This is a genomic window from Pedobacter deserti (genome assembly GCF_024436415.1).
Classification (GTDB): Bacteria; Bacteroidota; Bacteroidia; order Sphingobacteriales; family Sphingobacteriaceae; genus Pedobacter; species Pedobacter faecalis.
Genome location: NZ_JAFMZQ010000003.1, coordinates 103,884 through 123,062, shown reverse-complemented (window position 1 = coordinate 123,062; position 19,179 = coordinate 103,884). Strand labels below are relative to the sequence as shown.

Sequence of the window (19,179 nt, the reverse complement as noted above, 5' to 3'; positions counted from 1 at the left end):
AGAGAAGTTAAGCCCACCAGAGCCAATGGTACTGCGGTAACACGTGGGAGAGTAGGTCGGTGCCAGATCTTAAACAAACCCTGTAGCTAACAATGCTGCAGGGTTTTGTTGTTTATAGGCCTTTTACATCCTTGGAAATAAACAAATACGCTCACTTATCTCATTTTTTTGGTATATTTGATGTCGAGACAAATAATATACACGAATGAGTTTTTTTGTAGAGCAGAGAAGGGAAGTAATGATGCATATTGAGCCTTATATGCTTGATATGATGGGTACGTATTTGAAGCCAATAGATACCAACTGGCAGCCTTCGGACTTCTTGCCGGATTCTACAAGCGAGACCTTTTATCAGGACATCAGGGCCTTGAGAGAGAAAGCCAAAGACCTTTCTTATGACCTGGTGGCTGTGTTGATCGGTGATACCATTACTGAAGAAGCTTTGCCTACTTATGAGTCGTGGCTGACTATGGTAGACGGGGTGTCTAAGAACGAGGATGGTGGCTGGATGCGCTGGGTAAGGCATTGGACTGCTGAGGAAAACAGACATGGTGATTTGCTCAACAAGTATTTATATCTATCGGGTAGGGTCGACATGCGTCAAATGGAGATTTCTACTCAATATTTAATAGCTGATGGATTTGAGATCGGTACTGGTACCGATCCGTATCGGAACTTTATATATACCAGTTTCCAGGAGCTGGCTACTAACATCTCTCACAGGCGTGTAGCTTCTCTGGCAAAAAAGGATGGTGATAATTTACTGTCTAAAATGTGCGGTGTTATTGCTTCTGATGAAGCACGCCATGCTAAGGCTTACAAGGATTTTATTTCCAAGATTTTCGAGGTTGACCCTAATGAGGCTATGATTGCCTTTGAAGATATGATGCGTAAGAAGATCGTTATGCCTGCGCATTTCCTGCGCGAGATGGGTATGAAGATTGGTCAGACATTCGGGCACTTTACAGATGCTGCGCAAAGGCTTGGTGTTTATACGGCGCTGGATTATGTAGAGATCATGCAGCAGTTGATCGAGGAATGGAAGATCGACAGTGTAAAGGATTTGAACGACGCCGGCGAAAAAGCCAGGGATTATGTGATGGGCTTACCTGCCAGATTAACCCGTATTGCTGAACGTATGAAGACTCCTACTATTGAGTATAAGTTTAGCTGGATACATTCGTAAGAGGTACGGCATTAGCGTTTACATATTTCTTCTGTACTGACCACCTACTTCGTATAAGGCATTTGCAATCTGACCTAAGGAGCATACCTTGGTCGTTTCCATCAGCACCTCGAATATATTCTCCTGGCTAAGGGCGGAGCTTCTAAGCTTAGCGAGTGCCGGACCAACCTGAGTTTCATTTCTTTCGTGGGACAAGGCCAGATTTTTTATCTGTTGTTCCTTTTCTTCAGGAGTCGCCCGAATAACTTCCTGAGGGATCGTTGTTGGTGAGCCATTTTTGCTTATAAAGGTGTTTACTCCGATGATCGGGTAACTGCCGTCATGCTTCAGCGTTTCATAGTATAAGCTTTCTTCCTGGATTTTTCCTCGCTGATACATGGTCTCCATAGCTCCGAGAACTCCACCACGGTCGTTAATTCGCTTAAACTCCATCAACACGGCATCTTCTACAAGGTCGGTCAGATCGTCAATAATAAAAGCGCCCTGCAGCGGGTTTTCGTTTTTAGCCAGGCCTAGTTCTTTATTGATAATCAACTGTATGGCCATCGCCCGTCTCACAGACTCTTCCGTGGGTGTGGTTATTGCTTCATCGTAAGCGTTTGTATGGAGCGAGTTACAGTTGTCATAAATGGCATACAGTGCCTGGAGCGTTGTTCGGATATCATTGAAGTCGATTTCCTGGGAATGGAGCGACCGTCCCGAGGTTTGAATATGATATTTTAGCTTTTGCGACCTGGAATTTCCCCGGTATTTGAATTTTATGGCTTTAGCCCAGATTCGTCTGGCCACCCTCCCGATAACGGAGTACTCCGGATCTATGCCATTTGAGAAAAAGAAGGATAGATTGGGGGCAAAATCATCGATATGCATTCCCCGGCTTAAGTAATATTCTACGTAAGTGAACCCGTTACTTAAAGTGAAGGCAAGCTGAGAAATAGGGTTAGCACCTGCCTCAGCGATGTGATAACCGGAAATTGATACGGAGTAGAAATTGCGTACATTCTCTGAGATAAAATATTGTTGCACGTCTCCCATCATTCGCAGCGCAAACTCTGTGGAGAATATGCAGGTATTTTGTGCCTGATCTTCCTTGAGAATATCTGCCTGTATGGTTCCCCTGACTGTTCTGATCGTTTCTGCTTTAATATTCTGATAGACTTCGGATGGGAGTACCTGATCCCCGGTTACCCCTAGAAGCATTAAGCCCAAACCATCGTTCCCATGAGGTAAAGGTCCGTGATAATGCGGTCTTTTTATTCCCCGGGTCTCGAAAATGGATGCTATTTTCGCTTCTATGTCTTCTGTCTGGCCGTTTTTAATAATGTATTTTTCGCACTGCTGATCGATGGCAGCATTAAGAAAAAATCCCAGCATGATGGGGGCGGGGCCATTAATGGTCATGGACACGGACGTAGATGGATTGCAAAGATCAAAGCCTGAGTAGAGCTTCTTTGCGTCATCCAGGGTTGCGATACTGACTCCTGAGTTTCCTATTTTCCCATAGATGTCGGGCCTTACGTGAGGGTCTTCTCCATAAAGCGTCACGGAATCGAACGCAGTAGAAAGGCGATGGGCCGGCTGGTCGGACGCGACATAGTGAAACCGCCGGTTGGTTCTTTCAGGACTACCTTCTCCAGCAAACATTCTCGTAGGATCTTCTCCCTCTCGCTTTAAGGGAAAGACGCCTGCAGCGTACGGAAATTCCCCAGGTAGGTTCTCTGTCAACCTCCAGCGAAGCAGGTCTCCCCAGTCGGAGTGCCGCGGAAGGGATATTTTCGGGATGCGAAGTTTTGACAGGGATTCGTAGAAAAGCGGCTGCCTGATTTCTTTGTCGCGCACCCGGTATGTGAATACATCCCCCGCATACGTTTCTTTAAGTTTGGGCCATTCCTCAAGCATGTGCTGGCATGAATCGTCAAGCTCCTTTTCGAGGTTCTGGTATTGGTGTTTCAGTAGTTCTACCGCTGACTGACTTGATGCTTGATCTGTGATGGTGTCAGCTTGAAGGCTTTCGATAACCCCATTGAGCTGATAAAGTTTTTGAGCCGTTATGCATTGCGTATCTACCCACTTGTCGTACAACTGACTGCTTTCTACGATCTCGGCGAGGTAGCGAACGCGTTCGGGTGGTATCACATATGCTTTGTCAGACGAGTCTGACAGGGTCTGATCTGCAATGATGCCGAAGCTAATCCCTGTATGCAACTGTATCTGTCGCATAAGTTCAAGAAACAGCTTGTTCATACCAGTATCATTGAATTGAGACGCCATGGTGGCGAATACAGGGATAGCTTCTTCGGGCGCGTCAAACAGGTTATGATTCCGCCGGTATTGTTTCTTTACATCCCTGAGGGCATCGGCCGCGCCTCGTTTATCGAATTTGTTGATAGCAACCAGATGTGCGAAATCGAGCATGTCTATTTTTTCAAGTTGACTTGCGGCACCGAATTCCGGTGTCATAACGTAAAGGGACACATCACAGTGATCTGTGATTTCAGTGTCGGACTGCCCGATTCCCGACGTTTCAACAATGATGAGGTCGAAGCCGGAAGATTTGCAAATCTCGATGGTTTCTTGAACATGCCGGGACAGGGAAATATTGGCCTGCCTGGTGGCCAGCGAGCGCATATAGACCCGCGGATGGTTTATGGCATTCATCCGGATCCTATCGCCAAGCAGGGCACCGCCGGTTTTCCGTTTGGAAGGGTCTACGGATATAATTGCCAGCGTTTTATCCGGCAGTGCGTTCAAGAATCGCCGAACCAGTTCGTCGATCAATGATGACTTACCTGCGCCGCCGGTTCCTGTGATGCCTAAAACAGGTACGCTTTTTTCAGGTTGCTCTATGCGGGGCCTGATCCCGGCAAATCTTTCGGAATCCGTTTCCGCTGCACTGATTGCAGATGCAATAAGTTGAATGTTTTTGGTAGTCAGGTTGAGCCGACCTCGATCTGGCACAAAATTGACAGGTTTAAAGTCAGTCTGCCGCAGCATATCGTTGATCATTCCCTGAAGTCCCATTTTCCGGCCATCGTCCGGGGAATAAATGTGAGCTATTCCGTAGCTTTTAAGTTCATCTATTTCGGCTGGTAAGATTACGCCGCCGCCGCCTCCAAATATCTTGATATGATTCGCGCCGCGTTCTTTCAAAAGATCATACATGTATTTGAAGTATTCAAGATGCCCGCCCTGATAGGATGTTACCGCTATGCCCTGGACATCTTCCTGTATGGCACAGTTTACAACTTCTTCCGCCGACCTGTTATGGCCAAGATGTATTACCTCGGCACCGGAGGACTGCAATATCCGCCGGATAATGTTTATGGTAGCATCGTGTCCGTCAAAAAGTGCAGCAGCAGTTACAAAACGTATTTTGTGTGCGGAAGAATAGATGTCTGTATTTTGCATGTTGTAATATTCGGTTAAACAAATGTAATGAAAAAGCCGCCCAAGGTGTTAGGCGGCTTCAGCACATTTATTTTTACATCTATTGATATTGATGTGTCAATTCAGTGATCGGTTCACCAACGCATCCGCTTGGCATCTGGATGCGAAGCATTGCCGCAAGCGTTGCCGCGATATCTGTCATATGATAGGTCTTGTTGGTTTTTCCAGGTTTTACATTCCAGCCCATAAATACGCATGGAATGTGATGGTCGTAAGGGTAGCCACTGCCGTGGGTGGTCCCCGTCTTCGATCCTGCCAGATATCCTGGTTTGAGAAGAACGTAGATGTCGCCACTTCGAATGGCGTTATATCCATTTGTCAGGGCTTTCTTAATCGGCTCCACTAAAGTGGTTTGCTCGAGTTTGCTCAGGTCGACCGCATCTGAGACTTCAGGCTGTTTTCTGAATTCTGCGATAGTAAGTCTTTTAATTTCATTATAATCCGCTTTTGCTTGCTCAATGGCCTCGTGATCAAAATGGATTTGGCTGTTTGTAGAGGTTAGTATGGCTTTTTTTATGCCGAAGCGTGACTCAAATAGCTTATTAAGGATTTTAATAACATTCCCGTCGCCAAAGGTACCGCCAGGGAGGCGCTTTTCAAGCGCTAGTCCCGGAGCCTGAGCCGCACCGTGGTCGGCGGATAAGAAGAAGAGGTAGTTGTCTTTGCCGTATTTCGCATCCAGGAAATCGAAGAATTCCGCCAGGTCCTGATCTAACCTGAGATATGTATCTTCGATCTCAATGGAATTGGGCCCGTACTGATGGCCTACATAGTCTGTAGCGGAGCAGCTAACGGCCAGGAAATCAGTCACGCCGCTTTCTCCCAGTCTTTCCTCTTTGATTGCAAGCTTGGCAAGTTCGAGCGTCATAGTATTACCATAAGGCATGCTTTTTATTTTTTCAAAGTCTTTGCCCGCATATAGCTTGTAGGGGTGAGGGAATATGGCAGCTTCTTCACCTCGCGACTTCCCTTCATAGCTTTTATCGTCTTCAGTACTCTGCGTATATGTTTCTATGGGGTATAATGTGTTCCAGTTCTTCTCCAAATAGGTATTTACTGTTTTTCTTCTATTGTATTCCTGAAGCCAGGCGGGAAGCTGCTCCATATAGTATGTACTGCTGATCCAGTCGCCCGTCTGACCATCAAACCAATAGGCCGCGTCTGCGCTATGGCCAGCAGGAAGGATGGAGCCCCGGTCTTTCAGGGAGATGCCAATTACTTTACTTTTGAAATTCGTGGCAAGTTTGAGCTCATCGGTAATGCTGGTAGACAGCATATTCTTTGGCGACATGAGTCCGGCTCTTGTGTTACTCCCTACTGTCTTGACGCTGGTATCCTCAGCGCAATAGATATTTCGTTTCAGATCGCGATCGTACCAGTCATTGCCTATAATTCCGTTTATTGCCGGGACCGATCCGGTATACACGCTGGCATGTCCGCAAGCTGTATAGGTAGGTATGTACGGTATGAAAGTGTTTTCGGCCGAAAACCCCTGGCGCAACAGCCGCTTAAATCCGCCTTTAGAATACCTTTCGGAATATCGATATAGAAAGTCCCATCGCATCTGGTCTACAACCATGCCTACTATGAGTTTTGGCCTTGTCACTCCTGGTGCATTCCTGCTGTTTACAGCAGTGTTTTTTTTCTGGGCCGCTAAATCGGTAGAGAGCAGGACAACTAAAAGGAAAAACAGATGGATTTTTTTCATTCTTATGTGTTAAGGTTCCAAAGTTAACAAGAGGAGTTGAGCTAGGAAAGCGGTTAATGTAAAGATTTTATAGTGCTTCTGCCACTACAAAGGTGCTGCCCCCAATAAAGATGAGGTCGGATTTTTGCGCGTTTGTTTTGGCTGCTCTTACTGCGTCCTGAACGCTGCCATATGATTCCCCATTAAGGCCGTAGCGCTCGGCGATAGCTCCTAGTTCGGTTGAATCTAAAGCACGTTCAAGTTGAGGATGACAAAAATAATAGATGGCATCTTTGGGCAGCAGTTTCAGCACTCCAGTGATATCTTTGTCTTTCACCATGCCGATCACCATATGGAGGTTGGTGTAAGATAAAGCCTTGATATTGGTAACGATTTCGCTTATCCCTGCTACATTATGACCCGTATCGCAGAATACCAGGGGATGATCACCTAACTTCTGCCACCTTCCTTGCAGGCCCGTAATTTCTTTGACATGCTGTAGACTATAATGTAAGGCTTCATCGCTTATCTGAAAGCCTTTCGTTCGCATGATCTCTATTGATTGCAAGACGGTGAGGATGTTTTTTAACTGGTAGCTGCCGGTCAGGTCGAGGCGCAGTTCCTTCATGGAAGATGCATAGGCAACAGCTACATCCATAAAGTCAGCCGCCTTTGTAACACGCTCCACCTGCATATGCCTGTCAGCAAAATGTAGTTCTGCATGTGCGTCATTCGCTTTCCGCTCAAATACCTCATCGGTTTCAGGATGTGATTCCCCAATTACAGCAGGAATCCCAGGTTTTATGATTCCAGCTTTTTCATAGGCTATTTCCTTTAATGTATCCCCTAGAATGCTGGTGTGGTCTAAACTGATGTTTGTAATAACGGATAACTCGGGCATAATGATATTTGTAGAGTCAAGGCGCCCACCCAGGCCGACCTCTATGATGGCCACATCTACCTGCTCCTGCGCAAAGTAGGAGAAGGCCATAGCAACGGTAACTTCAAAAAAAGACGGTTCAATGCTTTCAATAAAGTTCCTGTTTTCGGTGATAAAATTGGTGACGGATTGCTTTCCGATCATCTTGCCGTCCACTTTTATCCTTTCCCGGAAGTCTTTAAGATGGGGGGAAGTGTACAAGCCCGTTTTATAACCAGCCGTTTGAAGTATGGCGGCTAACATATGAGAAGTTGAGCCTTTGCCGTTTGTACCACCGACGTGGATGCTCTTAAAGCGACTTTGAGGATTGTTAAGCCTTGAGCAAAGGCTTCGAATGTTGTGGAGATCTTTCTTTATCGCTATGCTACCCACCTTGGTGAACATAGGCAATTTACTATATAAGTAGTCTACCGTCTGTTCGTAATCCATGCCGAAAAACGTGTTGTTATTTGACCTTGAAATTGAATACTACTACGCCTATTTGCAGCTCCGGTGCATTTTCAGCGGCAGACAATCGTGCGCCCATAACGGCTTCCTTACATTTCTGCCAAAGTTCGCGGTCGTTTAACGTTGTACCTTTCACACCAGGAACAGCGCCAACCACTACACCTGCCTTATTCACCTGGATTCTCACGGCAATTTTTCCGGTTTTTTGTCCATCATCACGCGGCAGGACCAGGTTTGTAAATCTCCTTAATGCAATAGGAGTCTCTCCAAAGCCAGATCCACCTTCGCCATAGTTGTTGGAAAGCGGGTCGCCGTCACGGTCGCCCTGATTACCAGGTGTAGAGCCAGTTCCGTCGCCAGATCCGGTTCCCTTGTTGGCCTTTCCCTTGTAAAGGGCATTTTGATTGATCACGGGAGCGTCTGACTTCTTCTCCGTGGTTGGAGACACCGTGGAACTTTTGCTATTGGTTTTTGTATTCACACTTACGGCTTCTTCCGTATTCTGGGTTACAATTTCTTTGTCGCTATTTTCCGAAGTAGGCTGCTGAGGCGTTGGCTCGGTCGTCACCACTTTGTCTGGAGCCTTTTGATTCGCATTCGGATCGGCCGAGGGTTCCTCGATACTGGTATAGTCCGTCCCCATGCCCTCTACAGAAGTTCCGTAATTCACAACAATCCCTCCCATACCTGCTTCCACAGGCTCAAATTTCCCTATAACAATAAATATGCTCAACAGGAGCAGGGCGGCCATTATTCCTGAAGATATTGCTAAGGCCTTAGGATAGTTATTCTCTTCTTTATAGTATGCCATTATTTTTTCGGTTCGACAGCAAGTACTACTTTGAGTTTCAATTTGTTGGCAACATCAAAAACGAGCATGGTATTCTCGATAGAAACCCCTCTCGCCACATACAGTACTATGGTAAGGTCGGGAGATACACGCTGATATGTCTCTATATTCGCCTGAAGATCTTCTAAAGTGGTACGCTGTTTTTCTACGAAATAGTTTAAGTCTTCATCTATAGAAACAGTAACGGTTTTTTGGGCTGAAGATTGTTGGCCCGACTCAGAGCGAGGCAACAGCAATTTCACTACTTCAGGGTTAACTACAGCCGATGCAAGAAGAAAAAACAGCAATAAAAAGAACATGATGTCATTTAATGCTGAAGTGTGTACCTCTACAGTCCCTTTATTTCTTTTACGTAGATTCATTATTTCCCTGGCTCCTCAAGTAGATCAATAAATTCGATGGCATCGGTCTCCATCCGGAGGATGATACGCTCCACCATCATATTTAGAATGTGGTACAGTACATAGGCGATGATACCAATGATTAACCCGGTGGCTGATGTGATCATCTTGGTGTATAATCCGCCTGAAATCGTTCCTATTTCAATTGCACCTTTGATGGAAACGTCATGAAAGATGGTAATTACCCCAATAATCGTTCCTACGAATCCAAGCATAGGTGCTATACCTGCGATAATACCTAAAATGTTGATGTTTTTTTCGAGCTTGGAGACTTCAAGTTTGCCGTTGTTCTCAATGGCAGCTTCTATATCCTTTATTGGTCTTCCGATTCGTTTTAATCCTTTTTCCAACATCCTTGCAAGAGGAGAGTTGTTGTTACGGCAAAGTGCAATGGCATTCTCCAGCCTGCCATCATGTATGTATTGTTTGATCTGCAGCATAAGGTTAGACTCCATCCTCGACGCCTTCCTTATCGTAATATAACGTTCAACAAAAATAACTAACCCAAGAAACGCCAGAGCGGCAAGCGGGATCATAACCCATCCGCCTTTAAAAAGTAAATCAATAAATCTCAGCTCTTCCGGCGGTGTTGCGACAGTTTGTGTTAAGGCATTGGCTGTATCAATCATCTGGTTCGCTGTGTCAGTAGCTGCTTGTAATAATGTGAACATATTTTGTTTTATTTGTGTGTTTGTCTGTTTTGATGAATATATAATTCTGGGTTCTTTAACTTCAACACCAGTTCTTTTCGACCCGCCCTCGCGCTTTGTTCATCGCCAAACGTGGCTACGCTAATTTTAATTCTACGTTTTCCGGGCGCCGTAGGAATTACTTTCGCCGCTATTCCGATTTTCTTCATTTGAGCTATAAACCGGTCGGCTTCCTTTTGGTTTATGACGGAAGCGCCTATTACTTCCCATGTTGTATCTGAACGCAATTCAATCTGAGCTGAAATGACGGAGTCTTTTTTCAAACTATCTCCCGAAGAAGCGATTGCAACCGTACTTTTCAAACTGTCAGGTCTGTGGGGTATGCTCGCGGGAGCTGCTTTCTTTGAGTCAGCTTTGTCGCGCTTTTGTCCAGCTTTGCCGGCGACCGAGAGGATTTGATCTCCGAAAAGAAGGTATGTTGCCGCAACTACGGCAACTACGGCTGCTATTATTGCCAGCAACTTAAATCCTGGGTTGTTCTTTGAATGATGTTCTTCAGTGGCGGGTTCCGGCGCAACTACCGTTTCAGTCTCCGTTTTGAAGTTCCAAAATTGTTCTGGTGTTTCTATCAGGCTGTGTGTCGGGGGGTCAACTACCGTTGATTCCTGCTCATCGGATTTTTCGGCCGAAGGTTTTGTTGTGTCGTCACCGATTGACGGCAAGCCGAAAAAATGTTTGCCTGAATCGTCGGATGGACTTAAAACTATTTTGTCCTCCACCACATGCAGAGACCCGAGCTCATGCATTTTAACACTGTCACCACCCTTTAATTTTTCCAGAATGTCTTTGACAAACTTGCTGACATAAAATTCCGCAGTTTCCCCTGCGATCTCATGATATTCGGCAACATATGATGATAGATCATCGTCTTCCGCCACGCTGTGATCGAACGTAAATTGCAGACTGGGAGAAACAAAAGTGTGATTGCCTGTGTCGTATCTGCCTGGTATCCTGTGCTTATCAAATGTTCCGAGTCCTGGAACAGCAACGCGGCTCCGACGTTTAAGAAGTTCAATAAGATTAGATAGAATATCCATTCCGATAAAAATAAACTATAATTCTCTACGAACCAATTAAAAATGAAACCTAAAATGAATAACTCAAGCCACCAAAAATGTTCATACCTATAGTCTGGTAGTACAAGTACCTGTTGTAGTTACTGTTCAATAGATTGTTGACTCTTAAGAAAGCAGCAAACTTTTCGTTTATCCTATACGAAGCACCTGCGCCTAAATCAACGAACCCCTTCACGGTGACGACTCTTTCGTTCTGCAAAACAGGTACAAAGTAGGGGCGGGGAGGGGCTGCTGTGTATATTTTGGCTTTGCTATCATCCTGCACAGCAACCGATGCCTCCATTGTGAGTTCTTTGGTAATGTTGAAAGATAAGTCGGAACTTAGACGCATTTGGGGCTTGAACCAGCTCTGAGATTCCGAGGCAGGCTTGTAGTCCTCAAAAATCAGTTTTCCTGTCCATTTGAGCGCATCACTTATCTGAACAGACAATTCTCCTTCCAGTCCAACCAATTTCATCGTCCCGAAGTCATAAATAACATCAAATTTATTTGGCTCGTAATAGTTGTTCACAAACAAGGGCATATCTTCTATCTGACGGTGATAGATACGTGCTTTGTAGCCAAAGCCAGGGCCGGCAGTACCTTTAATGCCACCGCTTATATTGAGCTTTTCGATTGTATTTTTTATGCTGATATTCCGGTTTAAAAAGGGATTCTCATCCGTAAAGTGCTTCAATGAATTACGGTCAACATCCCCTTTGACTTCCCCATATATCTGCAGATAGTCCGGAATTAAAGTGAAGTCAGCAGTAACGGCTGGAAATATCCTGGTCGACGAAAAATCACCAAATTCTTGTACAAAGTTGACTCCTGCTTTAATAACTATCCCATTCGTCTGAAGTTTGATATGCGGATTCAATTTAAAGATGTTATTGCCGACCGACAACGAATCTTTCGTTTTTCCCAGTTCTACAGAACTTGCCAGGCCCAAGTTGAAGCTCTTGATCCGTTTGTTCAAATAGCCGTTCAGAATCACCGAGTTTTCGCCTGCATTGAAGCGATCGCCCCACACATAACCGTTTATCTTCGCCGCATAGCTAAATGCGTCAGGATCCTCGGTATACTTGCTAACTACTTCCCCTTCCGCTTCAAAGAAGTTAAGTACCTGCTTTTCCGGCTCTGGATGAACTATCGCGTTCTCGTCAAATCCATAAAAAAATAAACCGTGTCTTTGGAAGTTTACTCGTCCGCTAAACGTATTATTATCTGTGATACTTCTGCCGAAAGCGCTAAGCGTTTGCTGATCAGATTGTTGTTTATTTAGTTTTCCGGATTGACTAAAGTGCCGAAAAAATGCGCCTGCCTGAAGTGCTTCGTCACGGCCAATGTTGGCATAGGCCTCTCCAAATATGGTTTTAGCCGTACCGAAAGCCCCCTTAACGTAGTTGTTGGTAAGTTCTTCCTCCCGTGCCGGGGCAACTTCCTGTGCCTTCAATTTGTTGATGTCTGAATTAAGTTCAAGCCTTCTGTCAGACAAGCTATAGTTAAATTTGGCTTTGTAGGTTTTAACATCGTTTAGGTCCGGGCTGCGTCGGAGTTTTACCGCCTCAGCTAAGACCGGCTTATAAGGCCTTACAACCTCAATCTCTTCCGTAACAGCCTTTTCTTCTGTTTTCACCGGGTCCTGAGCAGCAACATTAGAGACGGCCGCAACTAATAATAATATATAGATATATTTAAGAAATCTCATCGGATGTTATTTTATTTTTTCTAGTTTTTGCTTAGCGGTAGGAACGATATCGTCGTTACCTTCATAGTTGTCGATCAAACTTAACAGGGTGCTCTTTGCCTGCAGGTTATCTTTCAGGGCCACATAGTTATCAGCCAAAAGGATGAATGATTTTGCTACCCAATAATCATATGAAGGCATATTGTTGATCAAATCGAAGCAGGTTTTGGTTGAGGTTTTGTAGTCGCCCTTTGCATACTGAATGGCAGCAAGATTGTACTTTGCCTCAGCTGCAGCTACAGTTTTTGTCTTGCTCACTACGTTGTTAAGTGCCTTTACGGCTTGAGTCGTGTCAGATTTAAGCAGATATGCTTTGCCTGCATAAAGATCGACGCTGTTTTTTTCCTCTTCTGAGGACTTTTCATATTCCTTGATCAGTTTGACATACTTCAGCATGTCGTCAGGCATGTTTAAAGCATCGTATGCTTTTATAAGTCCATTGATGGCGTAGCTGTAATGCGACTTATAATCGGTGGTGGTCTCGAGTCGCTTCAAATAGACAATTGCCTCGTTGTATTTCTTCTGGTTCATGAACAATTCAGAAATGCTCAACAGCGATCTCTCCGTATAGTCACTTGTCCAATCATTTAAGATGTATTCATAATCCGGAACAGCCTCCAGCGGGCGTCCCAGTTTCACAAGCGATTCGGCCCTAATGAATTTAGCTTCCTTGTCGTGTATCGCTTTTGGAAACTTATCGAAATACGCATTGATTGACTCAAACGCGCCTTGAAAATCACCTTTTAAATAACGGTTGCTCGCGGCCTGGAACACTATATTGTCTTGTTCTGCAGTTGTATAATTTCCTATAGGAGTTGTATTTGCATAAGAGATAAAGCCCTCCGAATCGCCTCTGTCCAAATAAATGTTTTTAATAGACTCCAAGGCCTGTTTTGCCTCCTCCGTGCTGCCATACTCATTGATCACTTTTCTGAACGACTCCAAAGCTTCATCATTCTGATCCTGGTTGTACTGCACCAGTCCGATAGTCACCAGGGCACGAGGTACATAACTGCTTCTCGGATACTGTTGAATTAGCCCCAAAAGATCAGATTTTGACTTATCAAAGTCACCCTTATTAAAGTAGGTATACGCCGTTTCGAAGCCGGCGTCGTCTGCATAATTCGAGTTCGGATAGGTTTTTAGCAGTTCCTGCATGGTCGCTATCTTGGCGTCATTTTGATTTTCCAAACCTTGGATCATACCTCTTTGAAAGAGAGCATAATCTTCTCCTGTGGCCCTGCTGTTGATAATCCGATTGTAATTGACCAAGGCATTCCCATAGCTTTTACTCACGAAATATGAGTCGGCAAGTCGAATTATCGCATCATTAACAGTTTTAGGGTCCTTATCATTTCCAGCAAGGAATCTTTCAAAATAATTTGCAGCTTTTGAATAACGTTCATCCTCAAACGCTGCATAACCCAAAGCATAATTGGCAAAATTATAAACTCCGGTCTTTTTGGCGCCGGGCATACTTAAAAACGTTTCGAAGTGTCTTACGGCTTCGCCGAACTTTCTTAATTCATACGATGCCTCCGCCTTCCAATATGTGCTCAGCGCATGAATTTCTTCATCAATAGGGAATTTCTCTGATCTTAAAAACATGGATAGTGCATTCGGAAATGCCCGTTCATTATAAAACTCGAGACCTCGAAAATACGTCACCTTTTGATAGGCAGCCTCTGCTTCTTGTGATTTGTTCGGTATCGATTCAAGTATGTCTACAGCAGCCTGGTAATTCTTGCTGGTCAGGAGGATCTCACCCAAAAGCGTTTTAGCCTCACTCAATTTTCGAGATGATGGGAACTGAGTTAAGAATGATTGGATTGATTCCAGCGCCTGTTGGTTAAAGTCCAGTTCATAACTTAGACGGGTATAATTAAGCCAAGCCTCCTCCTGAATAACTTTATCGAAATCAAGCCTTGATGCTCTGAAGAAAGCACTGCGCGCTTTCGGCTTGTCTTGCAATTCAATAAAAGCACGTCCAAGTGTATACATTCCGTTCTGCAGATAAACGTCGTCGGTGTCCAGACGTTCAAGTACGGCTATAGCCTCCTTATATTTTTTTTGCGTGAAGAGTGAATAACCGAACTGATAAGTGAACAGGTTATTTCTGTTATTCGATTTGTCCTTTGCATAGAACTCCCTGAAATACTTTTCTGCATTTATATAGTCTGCCTTGGCAAAGTACGAGGCGGCTATGATACTTAACATCTCCGCTTCATATTCTTGTTTAGAAGATTTAAGAATAGGTAGCGCATATTCTATAACATCATCATAACGTTCATCCAGATAATACATTGAGGTGATGTAATATGGATAGCTAGCTTCATACGTTGGGGAGCCTTTAAGCTTTTCAAAATTTGTTAAGGCAGTTTTATACTCTTTATTGAGATAGTTGATATAAGCGAAGTAATAGGTTGCACTCTCCTGAAAAGGGGATGGGTCCTTCTTTACTGCTTCAAATAACGGTTCTGCTTTTTCTATATCGTCGGAAACGAAGTATGCATAGCCTTGTTTAAACTGATACTCTAGACGTTGTTTAGCGGAAAATAAATTGGGATCTGCTTTTTCAAACCACTCTAATGCCTTGGTGTAGTTTTTACGATCAAAGTATGATTTTCCGACATGGAAATAGGCGAGCTTCGTATTTGGATTTAAGGGATAGTTCCGTATAAAATCCATAAATTGCTCTTCTGCATCGTCATTGCCTAACTCTAACGCACAAACAGCAGCATAAAATTTAGCGTTTTCTTTAAGCAAAGAAAGCTCAGCATTGCTTTCTTGTTGGGCATCTGGTCTGTTACGATCCTTCTCAACGAGTCTGAATTGTTCCGCCGCTGCCACATATTTTTCGTTATTGAGGAGCTCTACTCCGGAACGGTAATGTTTATTGAGATTTACGAGTACACTTGATTGCGCATATGCGGCCGTTAACCCGCTTGCCATCAGGAGCGGGACGAGGAAATATTTTTTTTGCATCTAGTTTCAAATATGGTTGGTACTAATATAAATATAGTGTAACATCTAACGCGTGCAAGAAATTAACAAGTGTTGATAACGGTTTAACGAACGGTTCCGGAAAATGTTATTCGGTCACTTAAGCGTTAACCACGCTGGGAAGCGAGTAAATATAGTACAGCCATTCTAACAGCCACTCCATTTTCTACCTGTTCCAGTATAATAGATTGCTTACTGTCAGCCACGTCACTGCTAATTTCAACACCACGATTAATCGGTCCGGGGTGCATAATAACAATTTCTTTTTCTAAGTTGTCCAGAATTTTCTTATTAAGACCGTACATCATCGCGTACTCCCTCAATGAGGGGAAATATTTAATGTCCTGGCGCTCCAGCTGTATGCGAAGCATATTTGCTACGTCACACCAGTTTAGGGCCTTGACCAAATCGTGTTCAACTTCCACACCTAATGCAGAAATATATTTTGGGATTAACGTGCTGGGACCGCATACCTTCACTTGTGCCCCCAATTGCTGTAAACACAAGATATTTGATATCGCTACCCGAGAATGCAATATATCTCCAACTATGACCACTTTCTTGCCTTCTACTGTGCCTAATTTTTCACGAATCGAAAAGGCGTCAAGTAGTGCCTGCGTCGGGTGCTCATGCGCGCCGTCACCTGCATTTACGATCTGGGCTTTGACATGTTTGCTTAAAAACTGTCCTGCCCCGGCATACGGGTGACGCATAACTACCATGTCAACCTTCATCGCAAGAATATTGTTTACCGTGTCAACCAGTGTTTCTCCTTTGCTAACAGACGAAGAGGACGCAGCAAAGTTAATGACATCTGCGGAAAGCCTTTTTTCAGCTAGCTCGAATGATAGTTTTGTTCTGGTAGAATTTTCAAAAAATACATTTGCTATGGTGATATCGCGCAACGAAGGCACCCTTTTTATGGGCCGGTTGATAACCTCCTTGAAATTGTCCGCTGTCTCAAAAATCAGTTCGATATCACTTCGGTTGATATCTTTAATGCCCAACAGATGTTTCGTTGATAGGTTTTCAGTTGCCATGTTATTTGATAGTTTCTGATAATAATACCACCTCGTCCTTTCCTTCAGTCTCGCTCCAGCTTACTTTAACCCGTTGAGAATTTAAACTGTCTACCTGCTGGCCAATATAATTCGGCTCAATAGGGAGTTGCCGTGAAAAACGACGATCTATAAGTACCATAAGCTCTACCGTTGCGGGCCTGCCATAAGCCAGCAAAGCATCCATAGCCGCCCTAATAGTCCGGCCGGTCCATAACACATCATCAACCAGAATGACATTCTTGCCTTCGATTATGAAATCTATTGTATTACTGTTTGCAGACACAATGCCATCCTTTCTTCTGAAATCATCCCGAAAAAAAGTAATGTCCAGGTTTCCTTTGAGTATGGAGTCTTGTCCCAGAATTACGGAAAGCTCCTTTTTTATACGGTCAGCAAAGAAAGGTCCTCTTGGCTGTATACCAACTAAAACAGAATTAGAGAAATTATCATGATTCTCAACAAGCTGGTGGCAAAGCCGTTTGATTGTGATCTGGAATTTTTTTCCGTCTAGCAGTGTTCGTTTTTGCATTGACTTATGATTAGGCAAATATAAAGAAATGAAATTGAATAGTGTTTCTTTTCCGCAATTTGGGAAAAACAAAAATAAAAAAAGGCGCCGTTGAAGTCAACGACGCCTTTATAATTTAAGGATATTACCGCCTATTTTTTAGCTTTATTTTCCTCGCCTTCCATTTGCTGTTTTAGTTGTGCAAGCACGCCTAAATCACCTAGAGTAGACTTTTCAACAGAATCTTTCACTTTCTTCACCGCATTGCTCGAAGCTTTAGCCTCTTTTTTCTTAGCGTTACGTTCTTCACTAGCAGCTTCTGCTTTTGCCTCTTCCCAAATTCGTGCGTGAGATACAACGATGCGTTTTGCATCCTTATTGAATTCAATGATCTTAAAGTCATTGGTCTCTTCAGCCTTGATCGAAGTACCGTCTTCTTTTACCATATGCTTGGTAGGTACAAATCCTTCAACCCCATAAGGTAAAGCTATTACAGCACCCTTATCAGTAACTTTTACAACGGTGCCCTGGTGAATCGAATCTACCGTGAAGATAGTCTCAAAAGTATCCCATGGGTTTTCTTCCAGTTGCTTATGACCTAAACTTAGTTTCCGGCTTTCTACATCAAGCTCAAGTACTACTACATCTAAAGTGTCACCTACTTTCGTGAATTCATTAGGATGGTTCACCTTTTTAGACCAGGAAAGATCTGAAATATGGATTAAACCGTCAATTCCTTCTTCGATTTCCACAAACACTCCAAAGTTTGTCATGTTTTTAACGACAGCAGTATGTCTGCTTCCGATCGGATATTTTGCGGCTACGTTTTGCCAAGGATCCTCAGTAAGTTGCTTAATACCCAAGCTCATCTTGCGCTCATCCCTATCCAAAGTCAATACTTCAGCCTCTATCTCATCACCTACTTTCAGGAATTCCTGCGGACTGCGCAAGTTTTGTGACCACGACATCTCAGAGACGTGAATAAGGCCTTCCACTCCCGGGATGATTTCCAGGAACGCACCATAATCAGCTACAGTAACAATTTTTCCTTTAACCTTAGAGCCGATAGTCAGGTTAGCATCTAAAGATTCCCAAGGATGTGGAGTCAATTGCTTCAAGCCAAGGGCGATACGTTTTTTCTCATCATCAAAGTCAAGAACAACAACGTTTATTTTCTCATCCAGGCTCAATACCTCTTTCGGATGCTCTATGCGGCCCCATGAGATATCAGTGATATGAAGCAATCCGTCTACACCGCCAAGATCAATAAACACGCCGAAGTCAGTGATGTTCTTAACGGTGCCCTCAAGTACCTGGCCTTTTTCAAGTTTAGATACAATTTCAACTTTCTGGCTTTCCAGATCGTCTTCGATAAGGATTTTATGAGATACAACAACATTTTTAAACTCGTGGTTGATTTTTACCACCTTGAATTCCATTGTCTTACCTACATATATATCGTAGTCGCGGATCGGCTTAATGTCGATTTGAGAACCAGGCAGGAATGCCTCAACGCCCATAATATCCACAATAAGACCACCTTTAGTACGGCTCTTAACGAAACCGTTAATGATCCTGTCATTATCCAGAGCTTCATTGATAGTTTCCCACGACCGCTGAGTTTTTGCTCTTTTACGAGATAAAATTAGCTGGCCATTTGCGTCTTCGGGTGCTTCCACGAAAACATCGACCTTGTCGCCCACTTTCAAGTCAGGCATGTCACGAAACTCAGAAGCAGATACCAAACCGTCCGACTTAAAGCCTACGTTTAATACCACATCTTTGTTGTTAATTGAAACAACAGTTCCGCTGATTATCTCACCCTGGGTGATTTGGTTAAAGGTATCGGTATACATATCCTCAAACTTTTTACGGTCTTCGGCAGAGTATTTTCCGAATACTTTATCATCTGCGTCCCAGTCAAAATCCTGATCAGGGGTAGCTAGTGATGATTTGATCTGTTCGATCGACACTGAATCAGCTTCCGATTCAATGGTTTCTTTTTCTGCCAAGCGAGCATCTGCTCCCTGCAGTTCAGCTGTTTTAGCTTCTAGTTCTTTTTCTGCTACTTGTTTTTTAGCCATTAAAATTAAATCTCCTTTTCCCCGTTAGGGACGGCAAAGATAAACATTAA

The 19,179-nt window shown here is 43.9% G+C and carries 13 protein-coding genes; 1 reads left to right on the top strand and 12 read right to left on the bottom strand.

Annotated elements, in window-relative coordinates:
• Nucleotides 1-205: 205 nt before the first annotated feature.
• Nucleotides 206-1,186 carry an acyl-ACP desaturase gene (locus J3P40_RS17735; protein ID WP_256007615.1) on the top strand — a complete coding sequence of 327 codons (981 nt, stop codon included), beginning with the start codon at nucleotides 206-208 and terminating at the stop codon, nucleotides 1,184-1,186.
• An 18-nt stretch (nucleotides 1,187-1,204) separates the two neighbouring features.
• On the opposite strand, the gene J3P40_RS17730 is transcribed toward J3P40_RS17735, so the two are convergent.
• The 12 genes from J3P40_RS17730 to rpsA form a co-directional block, all read right to left on the bottom strand.
• The gene (locus tag J3P40_RS17730; protein WP_256007614.1) at nucleotides 1,205-4,594 is read right to left on the bottom strand and encodes a methylmalonyl-CoA mutase family protein; all 3,390 of its coding nucleotides are present in this window, start codon (nucleotides 4,592-4,594) and stop codon (nucleotides 1,205-1,207) included.
• Nucleotides 4,595-4,673: 79 nt separating this feature from the next.
• A complete protein-coding gene (gene pafA, locus J3P40_RS17725) occupies nucleotides 4,674-6,341 on the bottom strand; it encodes an alkaline phosphatase PafA (protein ID WP_256007613.1) in 1,668 nt (555 codons plus the stop codon).
• A gap of 67 nt (nucleotides 6,342-6,408) precedes the next feature.
• A complete protein-coding gene (locus J3P40_RS17720; protein WP_256007612.1) occupies nucleotides 6,409-7,689 on the bottom strand; it encodes a bifunctional folylpolyglutamate synthase/dihydrofolate synthase in 1,281 nt (426 codons plus the stop codon).
• Between the two features lie 16 nt (nucleotides 7,690-7,705).
• Nucleotides 7,706-8,518 carry an energy transducer TonB gene (locus tag J3P40_RS17715; RefSeq protein WP_256007611.1) on the bottom strand — a complete coding sequence of 271 codons (813 nt, stop codon included), beginning with the start codon at nucleotides 8,516-8,518 and terminating at the stop codon, nucleotides 7,706-7,708.
• The gene (locus tag J3P40_RS17710; protein ID WP_256007610.1) at nucleotides 8,518-8,919 is read right to left on the bottom strand and encodes an ExbD/TolR family protein; all 402 of its coding nucleotides are present in this window, start codon (nucleotides 8,917-8,919) and stop codon (nucleotides 8,518-8,520) included. Before J3P40_RS17710 ends, J3P40_RS17715 begins: the two co-directional genes overlap by 1 nt.
• Nucleotides 8,919-9,629 carry a MotA/TolQ/ExbB proton channel family protein gene (locus tag J3P40_RS17705; RefSeq protein ID WP_256007609.1) on the bottom strand — a complete coding sequence of 237 codons (711 nt, stop codon included), beginning with the start codon at nucleotides 9,627-9,629 and terminating at the stop codon, nucleotides 8,919-8,921. The genes J3P40_RS17710 and J3P40_RS17705 overlap by 1 nt, the downstream gene beginning before the upstream one ends.
• An 8-nt stretch (nucleotides 9,630-9,637) precedes the next feature.
• The gene (locus tag J3P40_RS17700; protein WP_256007608.1) at nucleotides 9,638-10,705 is read right to left on the bottom strand and encodes an HU domain-containing protein; all 1,068 of its coding nucleotides are present in this window, start codon (nucleotides 10,703-10,705) and stop codon (nucleotides 9,638-9,640) included.
• 49 nt (nucleotides 10,706-10,754) lie between these two features.
• Nucleotides 10,755-12,434, bottom strand: coding sequence for a porin family protein (locus J3P40_RS17695; RefSeq protein ID WP_256007607.1), 1,680 nt, complete (start codon nucleotides 12,432-12,434; stop codon nucleotides 10,755-10,757).
• A 6-nt stretch (nucleotides 12,435-12,440) separates the two neighbouring features.
• Nucleotides 12,441-15,458 (bottom strand): tetratricopeptide repeat protein, encoded by a 3,018-nt coding sequence (locus tag J3P40_RS17690; RefSeq protein ID WP_256007606.1) that lies wholly within the window; start codon nucleotides 15,456-15,458, stop codon nucleotides 12,441-12,443.
• A gap of 125 nt (nucleotides 15,459-15,583) precedes the next feature.
• Nucleotides 15,584-16,516, bottom strand: coding sequence for an aspartate carbamoyltransferase catalytic subunit (locus tag J3P40_RS17685; RefSeq protein ID WP_256007605.1), 933 nt, complete (start codon nucleotides 16,514-16,516; stop codon nucleotides 15,584-15,586).
• 1 nt (nucleotide 16,517) lies between these two features.
• Complete coding sequence (pyrR, locus tag J3P40_RS17680) at nucleotides 16,518-17,066, bottom strand: bifunctional pyr operon transcriptional regulator/uracil phosphoribosyltransferase PyrR (RefSeq protein ID WP_256007604.1); 549 nt, start codon at nucleotides 17,064-17,066, stop codon at nucleotides 16,518-16,520.
• A gap of 131 nt (nucleotides 17,067-17,197) precedes the next feature.
• Complete coding sequence (gene rpsA, locus J3P40_RS17675; protein ID WP_256007603.1) at nucleotides 17,198-19,129, bottom strand: 30S ribosomal protein S1; 1,932 nt, start codon at nucleotides 19,127-19,129, stop codon at nucleotides 17,198-17,200.
• Nucleotides 19,130-19,179: the final 50 nt, after the last annotated feature.

What these genes read in the sequence shown, in the direction of transcription:
- pafA (WP_256007613.1), bottom strand. Translation starts at nt 6,341, where the DNA reads ATGAAAAAAATCCATCTGTTTTTCCTTTTAGTTGTCCTGCTCTCTACC.
- J3P40_RS17730 (WP_256007614.1), bottom strand. Translation starts at nt 4,594, where the DNA reads ATGCAAAATACAGACATCTATTCTTCCGCACACAAAATACGTTTTGTA.
- J3P40_RS17690 (WP_256007606.1), bottom strand. Translation starts at nt 15,458, where the DNA reads ATGCAAAAAAAATATTTCCTCGTCCCGCTCCTGATGGCAAGCGGGTTA.
- rpsA (WP_256007603.1), bottom strand. Translation starts at nt 19,129, where the DNA reads ATGGCTAAAAAACAAGTAGCAGAAAAAGAACTAGAAGCTAAAACAGCT.
- J3P40_RS17735 (WP_256007615.1), top strand. Translation starts at nt 206, where the DNA reads ATGAGTTTTTTTGTAGAGCAGAGAAGGGAAGTAATGATGCATATTGAG.
- pyrR (WP_256007604.1), bottom strand. Translation starts at nt 17,066, where the DNA reads ATGCAAAAACGAACACTGCTAGACGGAAAAAAATTCCAGATCACAATC.
- J3P40_RS17695 (WP_256007607.1), bottom strand. Translation starts at nt 12,434, where the DNA reads ATGAGATTTCTTAAATATATCTATATATTATTATTAGTTGCGGCCGTC.
- J3P40_RS17705 (WP_256007609.1), bottom strand. Translation starts at nt 9,629, where the DNA reads ATGTTCACATTATTACAAGCAGCTACTGACACAGCGAACCAGATGATT.
- J3P40_RS17700 (WP_256007608.1), bottom strand. Translation starts at nt 10,705, where the DNA reads ATGGATATTCTATCTAATCTTATTGAACTTCTTAAACGTCGGAGCCGC.
- J3P40_RS17715 (WP_256007611.1), bottom strand. Translation starts at nt 8,518, where the DNA reads ATGGCATACTATAAAGAAGAGAATAACTATCCTAAGGCCTTAGCAATA.
- J3P40_RS17720 (WP_256007612.1), bottom strand. Translation starts at nt 7,689, where the DNA reads ATGGATTACGAACAGACGGTAGACTACTTATATAGTAAATTGCCTATG.
- J3P40_RS17710 (WP_256007610.1), bottom strand. Translation starts at nt 8,919, where the DNA reads ATGAATCTACGTAAAAGAAATAAAGGGACTGTAGAGGTACACACTTCA.
- J3P40_RS17685 (WP_256007605.1), bottom strand. Translation starts at nt 16,516, where the DNA reads ATGGCAACTGAAAACCTATCAACGAAACATCTGTTGGGCATTAAAGAT.